Source organism: Vibrio glycogenivorans (assembly GCF_051660965.1).
GTDB lineage: Bacteria > Pseudomonadota > Gammaproteobacteria > Enterobacterales > Vibrionaceae > Vibrio.
On sequence record NZ_JBPVIS010000014.1, the window covers coordinates 50818 to 70850 of the forward strand.

A 20033-nucleotide genomic window follows, 5' to 3' on the forward strand; every position below is an offset into this window, starting at 1 on the left:
GTTGGATAACAGCTTCAGCTAAAATACTGAATAATGACATTGTTGGCTAGAGGATTTACCAATAAACGTTGCTTATAATATGGTGCAGCTCCGATTTTGTGGCCAACCACTGTGCAACAGGTCATCATTAAGATAAAGTTTAGCCCAAATACGCCACTTTATAAGAAGAACTATGACTATCTATCGCAACAATAAAATCGTGGCAGTCGGCGGCGGCCATGGGCTAGGGCGAATGCTGGCAGCATTAAAGGATTTCGGCTCCAACGCCACCGGAATCGTCACCACCACAGACAATGGTGGCTCCACCGGTCGGATCCGCGAGTGCCAAGGCGGGATCGCTTGGGGAGATACTCGTAACTGTATCAATCAGTTGATCACCCAGCCATCCATCAGCTCAATGATGTTTGAGTACCGCTTTCGCGGCGCGGGTGAGCTTAACGGTCATAACCTTGGCAACCTGATGCTCACCTCCCTGGATCACCTTTCAGTCAGACCACTTGATGCGATCAATTTGATCCGGGATATGCTCAAGGTCGATATCAATATCGTGCCGATGACAGAACACCCATCAGATTTGACCGCTCTGTCAAAAGACGGCGTTTGGGTGACCGGCGAGACCTCGGTCGATGAGATGGAACAAGACCTCTTGCGTATGGACCTGTCTCCTGAAGTGCCGGCGACGCGTGAGGCCGTCATCGCTCTCGAGCAGGCAGATTGCATTATTTTGGGCCCTGGCAGCTTTCTCACCAGTATTATGCCTCCGCTTTTGCTTCCCGAGATTGGCCGGGCGATCGCAAAAAACACCAAAGCAAAACTGCTGTTCGTGGATAACCTGTCCCCAGAGTACGGCCCAGCTGGAAGAATGAGTCTGGTAGAGAAACTACAGTGGTGCGAACGCGCCTGCCAAGCACGAAAAATTGATGTCATTGTGGCGCAAGAGCCCGACGTTGATGTGGCGAAAGAGTGGGAATATTTCATCACCCCCCTCGCCTCAGCCAACCGCGACTGGCGCCACGACCGCGACAAACTCAAACTGGCGGTTGAATCGCTCTTAAATTAAACACAGGGGCGAGATTAAAAGCAGGTTCGAGGTTCGGGGACGGGCTTTGCCCTACGGGGTTCGAGGAGTTTCGCGCGCGGGGATGGATGACTTGGCACAAGGAGCTTCAAACGCGCGCTATATTACTCGCTCCTCGGAACGGAGTGTTACCCACTCCTCGCCCCCCAAGAGCAGGTTTGAGGGGCGAGTACGGGCTTTGCCCTACGAGATTCGAGGAGTTTCGCGCGCGGGGGTGGATGACTTGGCACGAGGAGCTTCAAATGCGCGCTAAATTACTCGCACCTCGGAACGGAGTGATACCCGCTCCTCGGAACGAAGTGTTACCTGCGCCTAGCGCCTTTGTTTACGATATAGTCAGTGTAGGCGCGCTCGGTTTCTGCCAGCATCGCGTTGGTTTGGTTGACGTAATCTCCCGAAGTGAGGTCGGTGCCTAGCTTGTAGAGCCGGTCCATTTCTCTTGCGTGTTCACATAGGGCGTCAGCGCCAAAGCTCGCGGCGCTGCTCTTGAGGGCATGGCAGATCTCAGCCAGTTGCTTTGAGGTTTTGCTCGCCTCACACTGCGACAGTGTTTGCTGATAGTCAGCCAGTTCCGTGGTGAAAATTTCGAATAACGGGGTGAGATTCTCTTGTCCGATTTGCTCACCAAGCTCTTCAATGGCCACTCGATTAATAATACTCACTCGCTAACCTCTTTGCGTTGTTCCCATGATTGGAGTTTGCGATATAGCGTCGATGGACTGACCTCTAAATAACGAGCTGCGCGGGGAATATTGCCATCACACAGCTCAATCGCTCGCTCAATCGTACGTTTTTCACTCTCCCACAGTGGCATGATGTCATTGACTGAGAGAGTCGGTTCCACAGCCTCTCGTTCGATTGGCAGCACCAGTCCAGCCGTGGCAGGGTTGTTCACCTTGTTTGGCACCGGCTGATTGAGTGGGGGTGGTAACATATCCAGACCAATCTCTTTACCACTGTTGAGTACCACAATGTTGCGCAGCACATTTTGCAATTGGCGCACGTTACCTGGCCACTCATAATTAATGAATCGATTGACCACCTGCGGTGACATGGTCGTAAACTCTTTCCCCTCCTCGTTAGACATAAAGCCGAGCAAGGAGTAGGCAATCTCAATAATGTCCTCACCACGCTCACGCAGTGGCGGTAGGTGCAGTGGGATCACATACAGTCGGTAATACAAATCTTCACGAAAACGCCCTTCCTGAACCTCTTTCCAAGGGTCACGGTTGGTCGCACACACAAAGCGGACATCAACACTCTTCATCTTGGAAGAGCCCACTTTTTGGAAAGTGCCGGTTTGAATAAAGCGCAGCAGCTTGGTTTGAAGATCCAGGTCCATCTCGCAGATCTCATCGAGGAACAGAGTCCCTCCATCAGCCATTTCGGCCGCGCCTTGGCGATCCGTTGAGGCGCCAGTAAATGCGCCTTTCACGTGGCCAAACAGCTCGCTTTCAATCAGGTCTTTAGGAATCGCCGCACAGTTGATCGCGATAAACGGATTGTCACTGCGATTGCTCGCGGCGTGCACCGCCTCTGCACATACCTCTTTACCAGTACCGCTTTCTCCGGTAATGAAAATACTTGCCTTACTGGTGGCGGCTGAGTCGATCACCCGATAAACCGACTGCATACTGGCACTGCTGCCAATAAAACCCTGATAACGGTGGTTTTTGGGGTTGTCATTATCGATCTTAAGCTTGGATGCCTTGCGCATTGCGTTGTTGACGGTGATACGCAATTGATCCGCCTCACACGGCTTGATCAAAAAGTCTTGCGCGCCAAGGCGCATCGCTTCAACCGCAGTCTCGATCGAGCCATGAGCCGTCATAAAGATCACCGGCACGTCTTTGTGCTTGCGTTTGACGGCGGCAAGTACATCCATCCCGGTCATATCTGGCAGGCGTAAATCGAGCAAGATAAGGTCAGGAATCCGATGCTCAAGACTCTCGATGGCATCTTGCCCATTGACCACAATGTCAATATCAATGCCGAGCGGCGTGAGGTAGGTCCGATATAGGGTCGCGACAGATGCGGTGTCCTCTACCATTAATAGGTATTTGTTATTTTTATCTGTAGTTTGCATAACTAAGCCAAGTGCGTTGCAATATGATAATTATTTGTCGCTCATTTTGCATTTTGCAATTGCATATATCAAATTTTTCTTTGCAAGCGACATACTGTCTTGTCAAGCCTCAGTGACCTCCATACCATGACCAAACACAAAAACATGACATAACAATAACTTATATCTTATAAAATAATTATTCTAAAAACTGGCATGGATAGTGCTCTATGTAGTTCGACCCGCAAGGGTCACCTAGCCAACTGACGTTGTTAGTGAAATTTTTTCACATAAAGGGCCAATAGAAATTCTATTGGCTATTTTTTTGCCCGTGTTTCGGTCCATCACCTAGCTGTTAGCGATAAACTGCTGACGGAGTTTCTCAATCTGGTCGCGCTTTTCAGCCGCCAATTCAAACTCTAAGTCCTGCGCATGTTTGTACATCTGCGCCTCGAGTTTGCCGATCTCTTTGTCTAATTCCTGTGGCGATAGCGCTCCGTAATCTGCACCCTGCTCAGCAACATTCGATAATGGCACCACCTTAGACTTACGCTGATTTTTCGCTTTGGTGATATCGCCAAGCTCCATGATATCTTTGATATTACGTTTCAGCGCCTGTGGCTCAATCCCTTGCTCTAGGTTGTGCGCCTGCTGCTTCTCTCGACGACGATTGGTTTCATCCATCGCTCGCTTCATCGAGTTGGTGATCTTATCCGCATACAGAATAGCCTTGCCCTGCAGGTTACGCGCTGCGCGACCAATGGTTTGGATCAATGAGCGTTCCGAGCGCAAAAAGCCTTCTTTATCCGCATCAAGGATGGCCACCAGCGAAACCTCGGGCATATCCAGCCCCTCACGCAACAAGTTGATACCCACCAAGACATCGAATTCGCCCAAACGTAAATCTCGAATAATCTCAACCCTCTCAACGGTATCAATATCTGAGTGTAGATAGCGCACCTTGACGTCGTGTTCATGCAAGTATTCTGTGAGATCCTCCGCCATACGTTTGGTCAGCGTCGTCACCAGTACGCGCTCGTCCTTCACCGATCGGATGCGAATTTCCGACAGCAGATCATCCACCTGCGTCGCCACCGGGCGCACCTCTAGTTCAGGGTCGAGCAGACCGGTTGGTCTGACGACTTGATCAACGATATCTCCACTCGACTTCTCCAGCTCATAGTTTCCCGGCGTGGCAGAGACAAAAATCGTTTGCGGTGAGATCGCCTCAAACTCATCAAACTTCATTGGACGGTTATCCAACGCTGATGGCAAGCGAAAACCATACTCGACCAACGTCTCTTTGCGCGAGCGGTCCCCCTTATACATGGCACCAATCTGCGGCACAGTCACGTGAGACTCGTCGATGATCAACAAGCCATCTGCGGGTAGGTAATCAAATAGGGTTGGTGGCGCCTCCCCTTCGGCTCGGCCACTGAGGTAACGAGAGTAGTTCTCAATCCCGGAGCAAAAACCCAGCTCAGTCATCATCTCAATATCAAACTGAGTACGTTGGGTAATGCGCTGCTCTTCGAGTAACTTGTTATTGTCTTTAAGGTACTTCTGACGGTCCTCAAGCTCTTCTCTGATACCCTCGATGGCTTCAAGAATTCGCTCGCGCGGGGTCACGTAGTGGGTTTTGGGGTAGACGGTTATTCGTGGGAGATCACGCTGCTTGACGACGCCCGTTAGGGGGTCAAAGATGCTAATGTTGTCCACCTCATCGTCGAACATCTCAATACGCACCGCGTCTTGATCCGATTCTGCTGGGAAGATATCAATCACCTCGCCACGCACGCGAAACTGACCGCGCTCAAACGCAATATCGTTGCGACTGTATTGCAGCTCAGCCAAGCGGCGTAAGATATCACGCTGGCCAATCACATCTCCACGACACACATGCAGCATCATTTGTAAGTATGACTCGGGATCACCCAGACCATAAATCGATGACACCGATGCGACAATAATCGCATCCTTGCGCTCCAGCAGCGCCTTAGTTGCGGATAAGCGCATCTGCTCAATGTGCGCATTGACCGAAGCATCCTTTTCTATAAAGGTGTCCGTGGTTGGCACGTAAGCTTCTGGTTGATAGTAGTCATAATAAGAAACAAAGTACTCGACCGCATTATTGGGAAAGAATGCCTTCATCTCACCGTAAAGCTGTGCAGCGAGCGTTTTATTGGGGGCTAGAACCAAAGCCGGACGCTGTGCCGTGGCGATGACATTGGCCAAGGTGAAGGTTTTACCCGATCCCGTCACACCCAGCAGCGTCTGATGGGCAAGACCAGAGTCTAAACCACTGAGCAATTTTTCAATCGCCGCTGGCTGGTCGCCCGAGGGCTGGTAATCGGATTTGAGCTCGAAGACTTTACTCATTTTGGTCGCTCTCATTTGTTATTGTTTGTCTCGCCAGTATACCCGAGTTAGATAGATACCCAAGTTACTGGCATAGTGAATAAAAGATAGCCAAATGAGAATGACTTTGGTATAGTTCACGCCCCTCGCAGCTGAGCTGCCGATTTCCCTTAAAGTAGAATTCACAGCTTTTCCACATATACAAAGCTATTCACAACTTATTCAGCTTGCACTCCCAAAGCCACTTTGAACAATAATTCTTCAACCTTTAGTTAATCTCTTCCAAATTAGTAGATTAGATCGCCATCTCTGGTCAAATTCCAGCGCGCATCTCGATTGATTGCTTGTTGTACAATTCTATTAATAGTCAATCAACACACTTATCCACAAATTTGGTGGATAAGTTTAGCCAAGCCTTTGCGCCCAAGGGGTTGGTATAAGTAAATACTCTAATAGCGAAAATTATTTCCGTTTTTTAGTTGACAGCCACGCTGAGCCTCGATAAGATTCGCACCGCTTTCGAGCAATTCCCCCTTAGTTCAGTTGGTAGAACGGCGGACTGTTAATCCGTATGTCGCAGGTTCGAGTCCCGCAGGGGGAGCCAAATTTTTGAAAAAAGCCACGTCACTCGACGTGGCTTTTTTCGTATTCAGAGGCGAGGTGTTGGTTCACGTAGCTTCTGTGCTCAACCTAACTCCACCGCACGTCGCCTATCCTTTTGCTAAGTAATCCATGTACCTATCCCTTACTCGACTCTCTTATCCCGCTAGTGGAGAAGATTGTGTTTTCCGTTTCTAAATTCATAACCAACAGGCGGACATTAGTTAACGTAATTTCTGCGCTCAAGCTAACAACACCAAGCATCGTCTTTATTTTCCTTGGCTCTATCCACGAGTAAGTTACCCCCTCGATTCTCGCCTCTCGACTCTCGCCTCTCCCCCCAGCAGGGGGATTTTTAGTCAACAGAATAAAACCTTAGCTTTACTCGGTTGTTATTAGCCTCACAAAGCACGATAATATTGGGATCAGATAATTATGTAGAAACCATCATGACCGAGTATTTCTTGTTGCTAGTGGGTACCGTGCTAGTCAACAATTTTGTTTTGGTAAAGTTTTTAGGCCTGTGCCCGTTTATGGGGGTATCGAAAAAACTCGATACCGCGATAGGCATGGGCTTGGCGACGACCTTTGTATTAACACTCGCCTCAGTGAGTGCGTATCTTGTTGAAAGTTATATACTCGTCCCTCTGGAATTACAGTACCTGCGCACCATGAGTTTTATTCTTGTGATTGCGGTTGTGGTCCAGTTCACTGAGATGGTGGTACACAAAACCAGCCCGACGTTATATCGATTATTAGGTATCTTTCTTCCCTTGATTACCACCAACTGCGCAGTTTTGGGTGTTGCGCTGCTCAATATCAATGAAAACCATACCTTTATCGAATCGATTATTTTTGGTTTCGGCGCGGCTGTCGGCTTTTCTTTAGTCTTGGTCCTATTCGCTTCCATGCGCGAACGTATCGCAGCCGCTGACGTTCCGCAGCCATTCAAAGGCGCCTCAATTGCGATGGTGACTGCCGGCCTGATGTCGCTGGCCTTTATGGGCTTTACTGGGCTGGTGAAATTCTGATGAGTACTATTGTCATTGCCATTTTAGCTATCGCTGCCCTCGCCGCTCTGTTCGGTGCCATACTCGGCTTTGCTTCGATTCGTTTTAAGGTTGAGGCAGACCCGATTGTCGATCAAATCGATGCGATATTACCCCAAACCCAGTGTGGTCAGTGTGGCTACCCAGGCTGTCGCCCGTATGCCGAGGCAATTGCCAACGGCGACGTGATCAATAAATGCCCTCCTGGTGGTCAAGCCACGATTGAAAAGCTGGCTGACTTAATGGGCGTTGATGTACCTGACTCGGCCGATGGCCCAGAGCAGGCGATTAAAACCGTCGCTTTTATCCACGAAGATATGTGTATCGGCTGTACCAAGTGTATCCAAGCCTGTCCCGTGGACGCGATTGTGGGGGGAACCAAAGCCTTGCATACGGTAATCAAAGATGAGTGCACCGGCTGTGACTTGTGCGTTGCACCCTGCCCAACGGATTGTATCGAGATGATCCCAGTCAATGCGACCACAGATACCTGGAAGTGGCAAATGAACGCGATCCCAGTCGTGGACGTAACGAATTCTCAACCATCATCTGAAATTAGTGACCGATAAGTAGTGGGTATGTTGTCTTTAGTTGAACAAATTAGAACCGGAGCTCTTTGGGACTTTCCTGGCGGAATCCACCCGCCGGAGAACAAGATCCAATCTAGCCGTCATAATATCACTCGTGCTGCCCTACCCAGCGAATTGGTCTTGCCCCTCAAGCAGCACATCGGTCGTCCCGGCACCTTGATTGCGAGCGTTGGCGATAAAGTCCTCAAGGGTCAGCCGCTGACCAAGTTTGACGCCGGCTTCACCCTCCCGGTTCACGCCCCGACATCGGGTACCATCACGGCAATTGAGCCGCGAACGGTTGCCCACCCATCGGGCCTGAGTGAGATGGCGATCGTGATCCAACCCGATGGTGAGGATCGCTGGACAGAGCTGAGCCCAATTGCTGATTTTCATCAGGTAACGCCAGATGAGCTTATCGAAGTCATCCGCCAAGCGGGAGTCTCCGGGATGGGCGGCGCGACCTTTCCAACCGCGAGAAAGCTGCAGACCGGTCTGTCACGCACCGAGATCCTGATCATCAACGCTGCAGAGTGCGAGCCTTACATCACGGCTGACGATCGCTTGATGCAAGAGCATGCCGATGAGGTGATCGAAGGCATCTCCATCCTTGAGCATATCCTTCAGCCCAAATTAACCATCATTGGTATCGAGGATAATAAGCCACAAGCGGTCGCGGCGTTAGAGAAAGCGGCACAGCACAAAGATATGGTTATCCGTGTAGTGCCAAGCAAATACCCTTCAGGCGGAGAAAAGCAACTGATCAAGGTGCTGACTAACCAAGAAGTGCCCGCCAATGGCCTGCCTGCTGACATCGGCATCTTGGTGCAAAATGTCGGCTCAACCTACGCGATTAAGCGTGCGGTGGTTGATGGTGAGCCTTTGATAGAGCGTGTGGTGACTCTAACCGGTCAAGCGTTCCCGCGCCCGCAAAACGTCTGGGTTCGCCTGGGAACGCCGATTGCAGAGCTGCTCAATCAATACAATTTCAAGCGTGCTAAACGCGACCCACGCGTAATCTTGGGTGGGCCAATGATGGGCTTTACTCTACCCCACGAAAATGTGCCGATCACCAAGGGCACCAACTGCATTTTGGCACCAAAAAAACGCGAGATCCCGCACCAAGGTTCGGAGATGGCGTGTATCCGCTGCGGTCAATGCGCCGAAGCTTGTCCAGCCTCACTGCTACCTCAACAACTCGTGTGGTATGCCAAGGCGCAGGACTATGATAAGTGTGAACAGCTTAACCTTAAGGACTGTATTGAGTGTGGCGCGTGTGCCTACGTCTGCCCAAGTGAAATCCCTCTCGTCCAGTATTACCGCCAAGCAAAAGCGGAGATCAAAGAGCGTAAAGCCGATGCTGAATCGGCCGAGCGAGCCAAGCAGCGCTTTGAAGATAAAAAAGCCCGTCTTGAGCGCGATAAGGCCGAGCGCGAGAATCGCTTTAAAAAAGCCGCACAAGACCGTCGTCAAGAGATGAAGACCTCGGGCGATTCTGATGCGATTGCGGCTGCGATTGCCCGAGTCAAGGCGCAGAAAAGCGCTCAAACTGGCGCAGATGAACCGGCGAAGACCAAGCCCGCCGTGGCTGCCGCTATCGCTCGAGCCAAAGCGAAACAAGCGCAAGCCGCTGGGCAAGCAGAGCCGGATAACAGCGAAATGATCAAGCTGCGCGAAGAGCGTAAACGCCAAGCTCGCGAAGCAAGAGCGGCAAAAGCCGAGTCTGACAGCCCTGCGCAAGCAAAAGACGAAAGCAAGTCCGATGCGGTTGCGGCGGCGATTGCTCGAGCCAAAGCACGCAAGGCGGAGCAGCAAGCACAACCCGTCGCGGATGAGGCGACCACTTCCCCAACTGAAGACCCCAAAAAAGCCGCAGTGGCGGAAGCCATCGCTCGCGCTAAAGCGCGCAAAGCCGAGCAACAAACTCAATCTGATGATGCAGTGACAACTTCACCATCAGAAGACCCTAAAAAAGCGGCAGTGGCCGCGGCGGTCGCTCGCGCCAAAGCACGCAAAGCGGAGCAACAAACGCAATCTGATGATGAAGCAACAACTTCACCAACAGAAGACCCCAAAAAAGCCGCGGTAGCAGCAGCCGTCGCTCGCGCCAAAGCACGCAAAGCGGAGCAACAGGCGCAATCTGATGATGAAGCAATAACTTCACCAACAGAAGACCCGAAAAAGGCCGCGGTAGCAGCAGCCGTCGCTCGCGCCAAAGCACGCAAAGCGGAACAACAGGCACAAACTGCTGATGAAGCAACAACTTCACCAACAGAAGACCCGAAAAAAGCCGCGGTAGCAGCAGCCGTCGCTCGCGCCAAAGCACGCAAAGCGGAACAACAGGCACAAACTGCTGATGAAGCAACAACTTCACCAACAGAAGACCCGAAAAAAGCCGCGGTAGCAGCAGCCGTCGCTCGCGCTAAAGCACGCAAAGCGGAGCAACAAGTACAATCTGCCGACGACACAACAGCTCCACCAGCAGAAGACCCAAAAAAGGCTGCGGTAGCAGCGGCCATAGCGCGCGCGAAAGCTCGTAAGGCACAGCAAGCGAACAACCAAAACGAGGATCAAGAATAATGGCATTTTTTATTGCGAGCTCACCGCACGCGCACAGTCGACGCAGTACTCCAACACTGATGAAGTTGTTGGCAGTGTGCGCTGTGCCGGGGCTGCTAGCACAAACCATGCTATTTGGTTGGGGAACCCTCATCCAGTTGGTGTTTGCCATCGTAGTTGCACTTGTGCTCGAAGCATTGGTGATGTTGGTACGCAAGCGCTCACCGATTAGCGCGCTAAGAGATTACAGCGCACTTGTTACCGCTTGGCTGCTGGCCATCGCCATTCCACCCTACTCGCCTTGGTGGGTACTCGTCATCGGACTGATTTTTGCGATTGTTATCGCCAAGCATCTCTATGGCGGCATTGGACAAAACCTGTTCAACCCGGCGATGGTCGCTTATGTCGTGCTACTGATCTCTTTCCCTGTGCAAATGACCAGCTGGATCGAGCCACTGGCATTGCAAACCATTGAGGTCAATTTTCGCGATGCCCTTGGACTGATTTTCACAGGCTTTGATGCCGATGGCTTGTCACTCCAACAGGTTCGCGCGGGGATTGATGGTGTCTCGATGGCGACCCCACTCGACTCAGTCAAGACTGGGCTTCACTCTGGTCTTACTCTAAGTGAGATCCTTGCACAGCCTCAGTTTAACGGTTTTGCCGGCATCGGCTGGCTGTGGGTCAACATTGCCTATCTCATCGGTGGCTTGGCCATGATTAAGCTGCGAGTAACCAACTGGCACATTCCAACCGGCGTACTGGGTGGTTTGCTGGTTGCAAACTTACTCGGGATGTTGCTGTTTCCGGGTGAAGTGGCCTCGCCGCTGTTCCATTTGCTTTCAGGCGCAACGATGCTTGGTGCTTTCTTTATTGCCACTGACCCTGTCTCAGCATCAACGACAGTGAAGGGACGACTTATCTATGGTGCCCTTATCGGGGTAATGATCTTTGTTATTCGCTCTTGGGGGGGCTTCCCTGACGGTGTCGCCTTTGCGGTATTACTAGCTAACATGTGTGTACCACTCATCGACCACTACACTAAACCTCGTACCTACGGACACGAAAAATAACCATGATCAACGCAATTAGAAACAACGCCTTAATCCTTGTCATTTTTGCTTGTGCCGCAACGGGGTTGGTCGCGCTAACGAATCTAGCCACCAAAGACCGAATTGCGCAGCAGCAGCAACAGCAATTGCTGCGTGTGCTCAATCAAGTCATCCCACCTCGCATGCATGACAATGAGCTTTACCAAGCCTGTACCTTGGTTCAAGATCCTCTACTTGGGACCTCTGAGCCCCTACCGGCGTACGTTGCGACTTTTGAGGGTGAGCCTGTGGCGATTGCCGTTGAAGCGGTCGCCCCAGACGGATACAACGGTTCCATCAAGCTGATTGTTGCCACGACGATGCGTGGAAAGATCCTCGGCTCTCGCGTACTTGAGCACCAAGAGACCCCCGGGCTCGGTGACAAAATCGACCTCCGTGTTTCAGAGTGGATCCTAGATTTCTCAGGTAAGTTCGTGACTTCGAATAATATAGACCAATGGAAAGTGCGTAAGGATGGCGGTCAGTTTGACCAGTTTACCGGCGCGACGATCACGCCTCGAGCGGTCGTCAATGCGGTTAAAAATGCCGTCCTGTTTTTGAACGAAAACCGTGACACTTTGGTGACTCAACCAACAAACTGCGGAGCCAAGCATGACTGAACATCGCACCCTAATTAAAAATGGCTTGTGGGATAATAACCCAGCCCTCGTCCAACTGTTGGGTCTCTGCCCACTGCTGGCCGTATCATCGACAGTGACTAATGCTCTAGGTCTTGGCCTGGCAACTCTGTTCGTGTTAGTGGGTTCGAACCTGACTGTGTCACTGGTCAAGAATCACGTACCCAAAGAGGTTCGTATCCCGATCTTTGTCATGATCATTGCCGCGCTAGTGACCTGCGTTCAGCTGTTAATGAACGCATTTGCCTATGAGCTGTACCTGTCATTAGGTATCTTCATTCCTTTAATCGTCACCAACTGCATCATCATCGGTCGCGCCGAAGCCTTTGCGTCGAAAAACCCATGGCTACCAGCGGTTCAAGATGGTTTTTGGATGGGTATGGGCATGGGCTCAGCTTTAGTTGTCCTCGGTGCAATGCGCGAGCTACTTGGTAATGGGACCCTATTTGATGGAGCGGACTTACTCCTGGGTAGTTGGGCAACCTCGCTGCGCATCGAAGTCTTCCAAACCGACAGTCAATTTCTGCTGGCCTTACTGCCACCAGGAGCGTTTATCGGTGTGGGCTTGCTGATTGCGGCGAAAAACGTCATCGACAAACAGATTGCATCGCGCCAACCAAAACAACCAAAAGCCGTTATAGAGCGAGCGCGCGTAACCAATTAGCCGATAGTTATCAAAAAGAATTGACTCACCAACAACAATAAATAGAAAGCTCAACTATGAATAACACCAAACGCGTCGAGATACTTCAACGACTGAGAGAAAACAATCCCAATCCACAAACAGAGCTCAACTGGTCAAGCCCATTTGAGCTGCTGATCGCCGTGCTGTTATCCGCACAAGCAACCGATGTCAGTGTTAACAAGGCAACCAATAAACTTTATCCGGTCGCCAATACGCCAGAGGCGATGCTTGAGCTTGGCGTGGATGGCGTTAAAGAGTACATAAAGACCATTGGCCTGTTTAACTCAAAAGCGGAAAACGTGATCAAAACATGCCGCATCTTGATAGAACAACATAACAGCGAAGTGCCAGAGAATCGGGAGGCTCTCGAAGCATTACCCGGTGTTGGGCGCAAGACGGCTAATGTGGTGCTAAATACCGCGTTTGGTTGGCCCACAATTGCTGTCGACACGCATATTTATCGTGTCTCCAATCGAACCAAGTTCGCTATGGGGAAGACCGTTGATGATGTCGAAAACAAGCTGCTTAAAGTGGTGCCTAAGGAGTTCAAGCTTGATGTCCACCACTGGCTGATCCTTCACGGCCGCTACACCTGTGTTGCACGCAAGCCTCGCTGTGGAAGTTGTATCATCGAAGACCTTTGCGAATACAAAGAAAAAACAGAGGTTTAGGCCATATTCTTTTTTAGGTTTAAACAAAAAAATCCCGCATGATGATGCGGGATTTTTTTTCGAAGTGATTACGCTAACTTAAATTTGGCTAAGTCTTGCTTCTGCTGATTGGACAGTTTGGCAAGCTCGGCTGAGGCCTGCTGTGTTTGCGCCACCGCGCTGGCATTTTGATTGACCAAATCCATGATCACCTCAGAGCTCTTGGCCACCTCTTGTGTCACACTGAGCTGCTCTTGTGAGGCGCTGGCAACCAGTGCGTTGATCTCTGAAATCGAAACTACCGATGTTTGGATTTCATCAAAGGCAGATTCAACCGATTCCGCGAGCTTTACGGAGCTCTCAATCTGTTTTTGATTATCGAGCATGTTTTGGTTAGCAAGCTCCGCTTGCTCTTGGAAACTGGTGATCATCGCCTGAATGCGCTGGGTCGACTGCTGTGTCTTGGCTGCTAGGTTACGCACCTCATCCGCAACAACCGCAAAGCCGCGCCCTTGCTCTCCCGCACGAGCGGCTTCAATTGCAGCATTTAGAGCCAGCAGATTAGTCTGCTCTGAAATCTGGCTGATCACATCGACCACCTCTTCAATCGTCTGCGTATCTTCTTTAAGCTGACCAAGCGCTGCAGCGGTGTGATTAATCGAGTTATCAATTTCTTGAGTGAGCGCAACCGAGCGTTGTAACTCCGTACTGCCCAGTTTGACGCTTTGTGTCGCCAAATTAGCGGCATTTTCTGCGTCTTGCGTTCTGCCGTTCATCTCCTGAACTGTCGCCGACAACTGAGTGATCGCTGCCGAGACCGTCTCTATCTGAGCTTTCTCCATCTGGGCATTAGCTGCAGTTTCCTGCATCACACACGACAATTCTTCCGCTGCCGATGCCACACTGTTACTCATTGAGTGACTGCCAGTCAGCAACGCATTTTGCCCTTGAACTAACTCAATCAGTGACTTGTAAACACCTGTCGGCTTGCCTTTCGCCCCCTTGATTGGGCTAAAATCGCCCTTCGCCATCTGCCTTAGGTGCTCAGAGATTAACTCAGGCTCTGCACCAAGCAAGCCAGTGATAGTTGAAATGATCTTGTGTGAAATTAGCGAAAACAGCCCTATTCCCAGGGCAATAATCACTAACCTTATTTGATGAAAATCTTCTTGACCTTGTGAGGAAACTCTATGAATCTCTGCCACCATGTCAAGCTGCATCTCTATCAAAGCGTCAATATGCTTGTTCAACTCATCGGTATCTGTATAAGTTGCAATAATCAACTCAGGCAGTGTTAGCTGGTTTTGAGTTAGCGCTTGTTGGCGCAGCGCTAAATTACTCACAACTAACCGGAACTGTTGCTCTGTTCGCTCAGCTAGAGATTGCTCTTGCGCAGTCATATTGGTACGGCGGTATTGATCCCAATCCTGACGGGCATTACCTAGGGTCTGATCAATTTGATTAAACAGTGGTTCGAGATTTTCACTCTGTTCAAGGTGGGCTTTGTTTAGGGCATCGATGACACTAACGGCATAGGTATCTGCGATACCCTTTAGCTGAGCCAAGGGTATCGCACCCTCAACTTGGATCGTCTGTATATCATTAATCAGTGTTTTTGACGTCCAATAACTAGACATACTTACGGCAAGCGAACAAATGATCGCCAAAAGGCTAATTGACCAAATTTTTTGTGAGACTTTCATGAACTACCACGCCTATTGCGCCAACATCATCCATGTGGCGATAAGTTGTTGAATGGAAGTTATAACAAAACGACTGACAACGTATAATTCTTTATTTTTTCTATATAGACATACGATATACCAATGAAAGACAACTAACGTAGTAGATAAGACTAGCTTTGATCTACATATCAATTAAAGAGTTCTAATCGAACTATAGTGGGAATAAAAAGCCCGATATCTTTGATTCGATATCGGGCTCTGAAGACTTCAAGGTCATTTGCATGAGCAGCTCAGTCGTTAATGAGCTTTAGCTTTCCGTTTCGTTAAGCACGTAATCTGGCGTATAAGGTCACCCCTGTCTTGTATCGATCCGCGACGAAACGGTTACTATCAACCCAGTTTAAAATGCGCTAAATCTTGCTTCTGCTGATTGGACAGCTTAGCAAGCTCGGCTGAGGCCTGCTGTGTTTGCGCCACCGCGCTGGCATTTTGATTGACCAAATCCATGATCACCTCAGAGCTCTTGGCCACCTCTTGTGTCACACTCAACTGCTCTTGTGAGGCGCTGGCAACCAGAGCGTTGATCTCTGAGATGGATACCACCGACGCTTGTATCTCTTCGAAAGCGGTTTCTACTGAGTTCGCTCTGCTTACCGAGCTCTCGATCAATTTTTGATTATCGAGCATCGTTTGGTTCGCGAGTTCCGCTTGCTCCTGGAAGCTTGCAATCATCGACTGAATGCGCTGAGTCGATTGCTGAGTCTTGGCCGCTAGATTGCGCACCTCATCCGCCACTACGGCAAAACCACGTCCCTGCTCACCCGCTCGAGCGGCCTCGATAGCGGCGTTCAAGGCCAATAAGTTAGTCTGCTCAGAAATCTGGCTGATCACATCCACCACTTCCTCGATATTCTGGGTGTCGTCTTTTAGCTGCCGCAAAGCCTTCGCTGTTTGATTGATTGAGCTATTGATATCTTGAGTCAGAGCTAAAGAGTGCTGCAGTTCGGTGCTGCCAAGTTGAACACTCTGAGTGGCCAAGTTGGCCGCTTGTTCTGCTTCATGGGTGCTGCTAGTCATCTCATGAACGGTAGCTGAGAGCTGAGTGATCGCTGTCGAAACCGCCTCTATCTGGACCTTTTCCTGTTGCGCATTGGCAGCGGTGTCTTGCATTACACAGGATAGCTCCTCTGCAGCCGAGGCCACACTATTGCTCATCGAATGGCTGTTGGTTAACAACGCATTTTGACCATCAATTAGTTCAATCAGTGACTTATAAACCCCTGTAGGCTTGGCTGTTTCTGGGGTAAAGTGGCTAAAATCTCCTTTGGCCATTTTTCTCAGGTGACGTGAAATCACCTCTGGCTCTGCGCCTAGCAAGCCAGAAATGGAGGAGGTTATTTTGTAGGAGATCACGGCAAATAAGATAACCCCTAAAGGGATCACCGATATGCGCACCTTGTGAAACTGCTGTTCGGTTTGAGCAGAAGTCTGATACACCTCTTCAACCACCTCAAGCTGAAGCTCAATCAGCGCATCAATACGCCCACTGAGTTCATCGATATCGGTATAAGTAGCAAGGATCATCTCTGGCAAGGTGAGGCGATTGTCTGTTAAAGCTTGTTGGCGCGTGGATAGATTGCTCAAAACTATTTCGAGCTGCTGCTCAGCACGATCAGCTAACACGCTCTCTCGCGCCGTTAGGTATGTCTGACGGTATTGCTGCCAATCTCGATTCGCCGTCACAAGCGTATCATCGATCTGTCTGAACAGGCGATTGAGGTCCCCCTGCTCTAGGTAAGTTTTATTCAGTGCATCGATGACATTGACCGCATAAGCATCCGAGATAGATTTGAGCTGAGCCAGCGGGATCGCGCGATCAACTTGAATGGTTTGGATACTATTTAAGAGTCGGTGTGAGGTCAGATAGCTTGATACGCTAACCGCAACGGAACAGACAATAGCAATAATGCTAATTGACCAGATTTTCTGTGAAATTTTCATCTACTACCACGGCAAAAAGCGCCAGCATTATATCGTTGGCGATCAGTTTATAGGTTGGGGTACGGAAATTAACGACAAAAAGTGTAAGATTCTTTAACTATGCCTCTAAGTTCAATTAATTTGCCGCGTTCTTATCGTTCTTGGGATAAAAAAAAATCCTGCGCTAGCGCAGGATTTTCTCATTTCTATAGCGAATAGATTATAGGAATTTAACCTTAGTCACTTCTTTAATCGCTGACAGTACAAACGTTGGTACTGCTGCTGCGCCGATGATCATCATTAGGTGACCAAACTCAACCGCTTCCGTGCTAAAGACTAGCTGACCGAAGCCTGAGTATACAACGCCTAGAGAGAGTAGAGCTGATACCGCTACTGCGCCTAGTAGGTAGTTGTTTGTGAACGGGTTCTTACGGTAAATCGTGGTGAACGTACGTGCATCGAACAAGCTCCATAGCTGAGCAAAGATAAGCGTTAGGAACGCCACAGTCTGTGCGTATTGAGCGCTGTAACCATCGCCTAGTGCTACTGAGAATGTGAAGTAGCTTAGACCACCAAGTGCTAGACCACGAGTCACGATACGCGCACCTAGACCATCAGAGAAGAAGCCTTCGTTACGTTTGCGTGGCTTACGCTCCATAAGGTCTTTCTCTTCAGGCTCCACACCTAGCGCTAGCGCTGGTAGACCATCTGATACTAGGTTAACCCATAGGATCATTAGTGGTGTTAGCGGCAGAATCGCTTCTGGGCCCATTAGTAGGAACGCAAATAGGATTACCGATACTTCACCCACGTTCGCCGTTAGTGCCTGACGGATAAACTTACGTAGGTTATCGAAGATTTGACGACCTTGGCGTACCGCTTTCACGATAGTGCTGAAGTTGTCATCCAGTAGGATCAGGTCACCAGAGTCTTTTGCTACTGACGTACCTGTGATACCCATTGCAACACCGATATCAGCACGACGTAGAGCTGGTGCATCGTTCACACCGTCACCGGTCATAGAAGCAACTTCGTTGTTCTCTTGCTGCGCTTTAACGATGCGTAGCTTGTGCTCAGGGGTTACACGGGCAAATACCGCAACCTTAGGACAGATAGCACGTAGCTTGTCGTCATCCATTTGGTCAAGCTCAGCGCCAGTCACGACTAGATCGTCTTCGCTGCGGATGATGCCGATTTCACGGGCAATCGCTGCTGCTGTTACGGCGTGGTCACCGGTGATCATTACCGTGCGAACACCTGCGTTGTAACAGCTGTCTACCGCGTCACGTACTTCTGGACGTGGTGGATCCATGATGCCGTAGATACCAAGGATGCTGACGTCTTTCTCAAGCTCTGGGAAGTCAAGCTCTAGCTCTTCTTCTTTTAGCTCACGGAAACCAACCGCTAGTGTACGCAGTGCATCGTTACCGAACGCTTGAATTGCTTGTTCGAAGTTAGTTTGTAGCTCTAGTGCTGGAGCTGTGTCTAGCGCTAGGTTACCTACGGTTGCTGCGTCTGTGCCCACTGTTGGAACAAAACCGCCGTCAACCATGTAGCTAGTTGATTTACCGAGAACAACGTCTGGTGCACCCTTAAGCGCTAGGAAGTGCTTACCTTGTGGGTCACGCACGATAACTGAAGCCATCTTACGACCAGAGTCGAATGGGAACTTCTTAACGATAGAGTAACCGCCAGTGCTTAGCATCTCTGATTGGTTCAGACCCGCTTTCGCTGCTGCAACAATCAGTGCGCCTTCAGTTGGGTTACCGCGTACTGTCCAGTTGCCTTTTGATTCTACGTATTCTGCGTCGTTACATAGAGTGGCAACCACTAGACCTTTCATCATTGCTGGGCTGTTGGTTGCCGCAACGTCATGGTCTTTTGCAATGAATTCGCCTTTCGGATCAAAGCCTTTACCAGATACATCCCAGTAGCGGCCAGATACGTCGTACGCCTTCATTACCTGCATTTGGTTCTGCGTTAGCGTACCTGTCTTGTCTGAACAAATCACAGTTGTTGAGCCAAGTGTCTCGATTGCCGCTAGCTGTTTTGCTAGAGCGTTGCTCTTAACCATCTTCTGTGAGCCCATCGTTAGTACGATAGTCACAACCGTTGGAAGACCTTCAGGGATTGCTGCAACAGATAGAGAGATACCTGTGGTTAGAATTTCAAGCCATGGCATGCCGTGGTAGAAACCGATCGCACACACGATAGCAACAACCACTAGAGCCACAACTAGAAGCGCTAGAGCGATAGTGTCCATACGCTCTTGCATTGGTGTTTTGGTCTCTTCAGTTTGGTTCATCATATCCGCGATGTGACCAACTTCTGTTTCCATACCTGTGCTAGTGACTACAGCAAGACCGGTACCGGTCGTCACGATAGTGGTCATGAAACCCATGTTCTTCTGATCGCCAAGACCGACTGTCTCGTCGTCAATGGTTTCACATTGCTTGTTAACTGGCTCAGATTCACCGGTAAGTGCCGCTTCATCGACAGTCAGACGGTTCGCTTCAATAATGCGCACGTCCGCAGGCAGGATGTCACCAGTGTTAATCTTGATCATGTCACCAGGTACAAGCGTTTTCGCCGGTACGCTGATCCATTTACCATCACGCATCACTTCCGCTTCTGGAGCCGCCATCTCTTTTAGCGCTTCCATACCCTTCTGAGCTTTGAATTCTTGCCAGAAAGCGATGCCGGTGTTGATTAGAATGATAACCGCGATTGCGATCGCATCGATCATGTGGCCTGTGAAGCCAGAGACGAGTGCGCCGATGCCAAGGATAAAGATAAGTGGGTTTTTGTACTGATGAATGTACAGTTCCCATGCTGTTGCTGATTCCTGCGCAGTCAGTTCGTTTGAACCGTACTTCTCTAGGCGCGCTTCTGCTTCAGCAGTCGATAGACCTGTATTCTGATCTGTATTCAATTTGTTCAGAACATCTGAACTATGTTGTGTAAACCATTTACTAGTCACTTTAAGGACTCCACATCAACGTCCGCTTCCCTGGACACATGTATTA

The 20033-nt window shown here is 49.9% G+C and carries 14 protein-coding genes and 1 tRNA gene; 9 read left to right on the top strand and 6 right to left on the bottom strand.

Translation table 11 applies throughout. The features are described from left to right. The first annotated feature begins 172 nt into the window (after positions 1–172). Entirely contained in the window at positions 173–1060 is an 888-nt protein-coding gene (gene yvcK, locus ACSTTG_RS20675; RefSeq protein WP_438457659.1) for a uridine diphosphate-N-acetylglucosamine-binding protein YvcK, read from the top strand. 320 nt (positions 1061–1380) lie between these two features. On the opposite strand, the gene ACSTTG_RS20680 is transcribed toward yvcK, so the two are convergent. The 3 genes from ACSTTG_RS20680 to uvrB all read right to left on the bottom strand — a co-directional run bounded on the left by ACSTTG_RS20680 (position 1381) and on the right by uvrB (position 5522). Further along, complete coding sequence (locus ACSTTG_RS20680) at positions 1381–1740, bottom strand: Hpt domain-containing protein (protein ID WP_438476082.1); 360 nt, start codon at positions 1738–1740, stop codon at positions 1381–1383. Further along, a complete protein-coding gene (luxO, locus tag ACSTTG_RS20685) occupies positions 1737–3164 on the bottom strand; it encodes a quorum-sensing sigma-54 dependent transcriptional regulator LuxO (protein ID WP_438476084.1) in 1428 nt (475 codons plus the stop codon). The genes ACSTTG_RS20680 and luxO overlap by 4 nt, the downstream gene beginning before the upstream one ends. A gap of 327 nt (positions 3165–3491) precedes the next feature. Further along, positions 3492–5522: an excinuclease ABC subunit UvrB gene (uvrB, locus tag ACSTTG_RS20690; RefSeq protein WP_438457656.1), complete on the bottom strand. Its 2031-nt coding sequence runs from the start codon at positions 5520–5522 to the stop codon at positions 3492–3494. Positions 5523–6029: 507 nt separating this feature from the next. Here uvrB and ACSTTG_RS20695 point away from each other — a divergent pair. The 8 genes from ACSTTG_RS20695 (at position 6030) to nth (ending at position 13363) form a co-directional block, all read left to right on the top strand. Beyond that, positions 6030–6105: transfer RNA gene (locus ACSTTG_RS20695), tRNA-Asn, on the top strand. A 445-nt stretch (positions 6106–6550) separates the two neighbouring features. Continuing rightward, entirely contained in the window at positions 6551–7132 is a 582-nt protein-coding gene (rsxA, locus tag ACSTTG_RS20700; RefSeq protein WP_438458383.1) for an electron transport complex subunit RsxA, read from the top strand. Next, on the top strand, positions 7132–7719 hold the full coding sequence (rsxB, locus tag ACSTTG_RS20705; protein ID WP_438457655.1) for an electron transport complex subunit RsxB: 588 nt from the start codon (positions 7132–7134) through the stop codon (positions 7717–7719). The genes rsxA and rsxB overlap by 1 nt, the downstream gene beginning before the upstream one ends. 9 nt (positions 7720–7728) lie before the next feature. Then, positions 7729–10299: an electron transport complex subunit RsxC gene (gene rsxC, locus ACSTTG_RS20710; protein WP_438476086.1), complete on the top strand. Its 2571-nt coding sequence runs from the start codon at positions 7729–7731 to the stop codon at positions 10297–10299. Further along, positions 10299–11351, top strand: coding sequence for an electron transport complex subunit RsxD (gene rsxD / locus ACSTTG_RS20715; RefSeq protein WP_438476088.1), 1053 nt, complete (start codon positions 10299–10301; stop codon positions 11349–11351). Before rsxC ends, rsxD begins: the two co-directional genes overlap by 1 nt. 2 nt (positions 11352–11353) lie before the next feature. After that, positions 11354–11989, top strand: a complete 636-nt coding sequence (gene rsxG, locus ACSTTG_RS20720; protein WP_438476090.1) for an electron transport complex subunit RsxG — start codon at positions 11354–11356, stop codon at positions 11987–11989. Then, entirely contained in the window at positions 11982–12671 is a 690-nt protein-coding gene (locus tag ACSTTG_RS20725; RefSeq protein ID WP_438457650.1) for an electron transport complex subunit E, read from the top strand. Before rsxG ends, ACSTTG_RS20725 begins: the two co-directional genes overlap by 8 nt. Before the next feature lie 56 nt (positions 12672–12727). Continuing rightward, positions 12728–13363, top strand: a complete 636-nt coding sequence (gene nth, locus ACSTTG_RS20730) for an endonuclease III (protein ID WP_438476092.1) — start codon at positions 12728–12730, stop codon at positions 13361–13363. 68 nt (positions 13364–13431) lie between these two features. Here nth and ACSTTG_RS20735 read toward each other — a convergent pair whose 3' ends face one another. The 3 genes from ACSTTG_RS20735 to ACSTTG_RS20745 all read right to left on the bottom strand — a co-directional run bounded on the left by ACSTTG_RS20735 (position 13432) and on the right by ACSTTG_RS20745 (position 19987). Continuing rightward, positions 13432–15045: a methyl-accepting chemotaxis protein gene (locus ACSTTG_RS20735; protein WP_438476093.1), complete on the bottom strand. Its 1614-nt coding sequence runs from the start codon at positions 15043–15045 to the stop codon at positions 13432–13434. 372 nt (positions 15046–15417) lie between these two features. After that, positions 15418–17028, bottom strand: coding sequence for a methyl-accepting chemotaxis protein (locus ACSTTG_RS20740; RefSeq protein ID WP_438476095.1), 1611 nt, complete (start codon positions 17026–17028; stop codon positions 15418–15420). Between the two features lie 199 nt (positions 17029–17227). Further along, positions 17228–19987: a cation-translocating P-type ATPase gene (locus ACSTTG_RS20745; protein WP_438457629.1), complete on the bottom strand. Its 2760-nt coding sequence runs from the start codon at positions 19985–19987 to the stop codon at positions 17228–17230. Between the last annotated feature and the right edge of the window lie 46 nt (positions 19988–20033).

Bases quoted from the DNA above. Each gene is read 5' to 3' on its own strand.
- yvcK (WP_438457659.1), top strand. From the start codon at position 173: ATGACTATCTATCGCAACAATAAAATCGTGGCAGTCGGCGGCGGCCAT.
- luxO (WP_438476084.1), bottom strand. From the start codon at position 3,164: ATGCAAACTACAGATAAAAATAACAAATACCTATTAATGGTAGAGGAC.
- uvrB (WP_438457656.1), bottom strand. From the start codon at position 5,522: ATGAGTAAAGTCTTCGAGCTCAAATCCGATTACCAGCCCTCGGGCGAC.
- rsxA (WP_438458383.1), top strand. From the start codon at position 6,551: ATGACCGAGTATTTCTTGTTGCTAGTGGGTACCGTGCTAGTCAACAAT.
- rsxB (WP_438457655.1), top strand. From the start codon at position 7,132: ATGAGTACTATTGTCATTGCCATTTTAGCTATCGCTGCCCTCGCCGCT.
- rsxC (WP_438476086.1), top strand. From the start codon at position 7,729: ATGTTGTCTTTAGTTGAACAAATTAGAACCGGAGCTCTTTGGGACTTT.
- rsxD (WP_438476088.1), top strand. From the start codon at position 10,299: ATGGCATTTTTTATTGCGAGCTCACCGCACGCGCACAGTCGACGCAGT.
- rsxG (WP_438476090.1), top strand. From the start codon at position 11,354: ATGATCAACGCAATTAGAAACAACGCCTTAATCCTTGTCATTTTTGCT.
- ACSTTG_RS20725 (WP_438457650.1), top strand. From the start codon at position 11,982: ATGACTGAACATCGCACCCTAATTAAAAATGGCTTGTGGGATAATAAC.
- nth (WP_438476092.1), top strand. From the start codon at position 12,728: ATGAATAACACCAAACGCGTCGAGATACTTCAACGACTGAGAGAAAAC.
- ACSTTG_RS20735 (WP_438476093.1), bottom strand. From the start codon at position 15,045: ATGAAAGTCTCACAAAAAATTTGGTCAATTAGCCTTTTGGCGATCATT.
- ACSTTG_RS20740 (WP_438476095.1), bottom strand. From the start codon at position 17,028: ATGAAAATTTCACAGAAAATCTGGTCAATTAGCATTATTGCTATTGTC.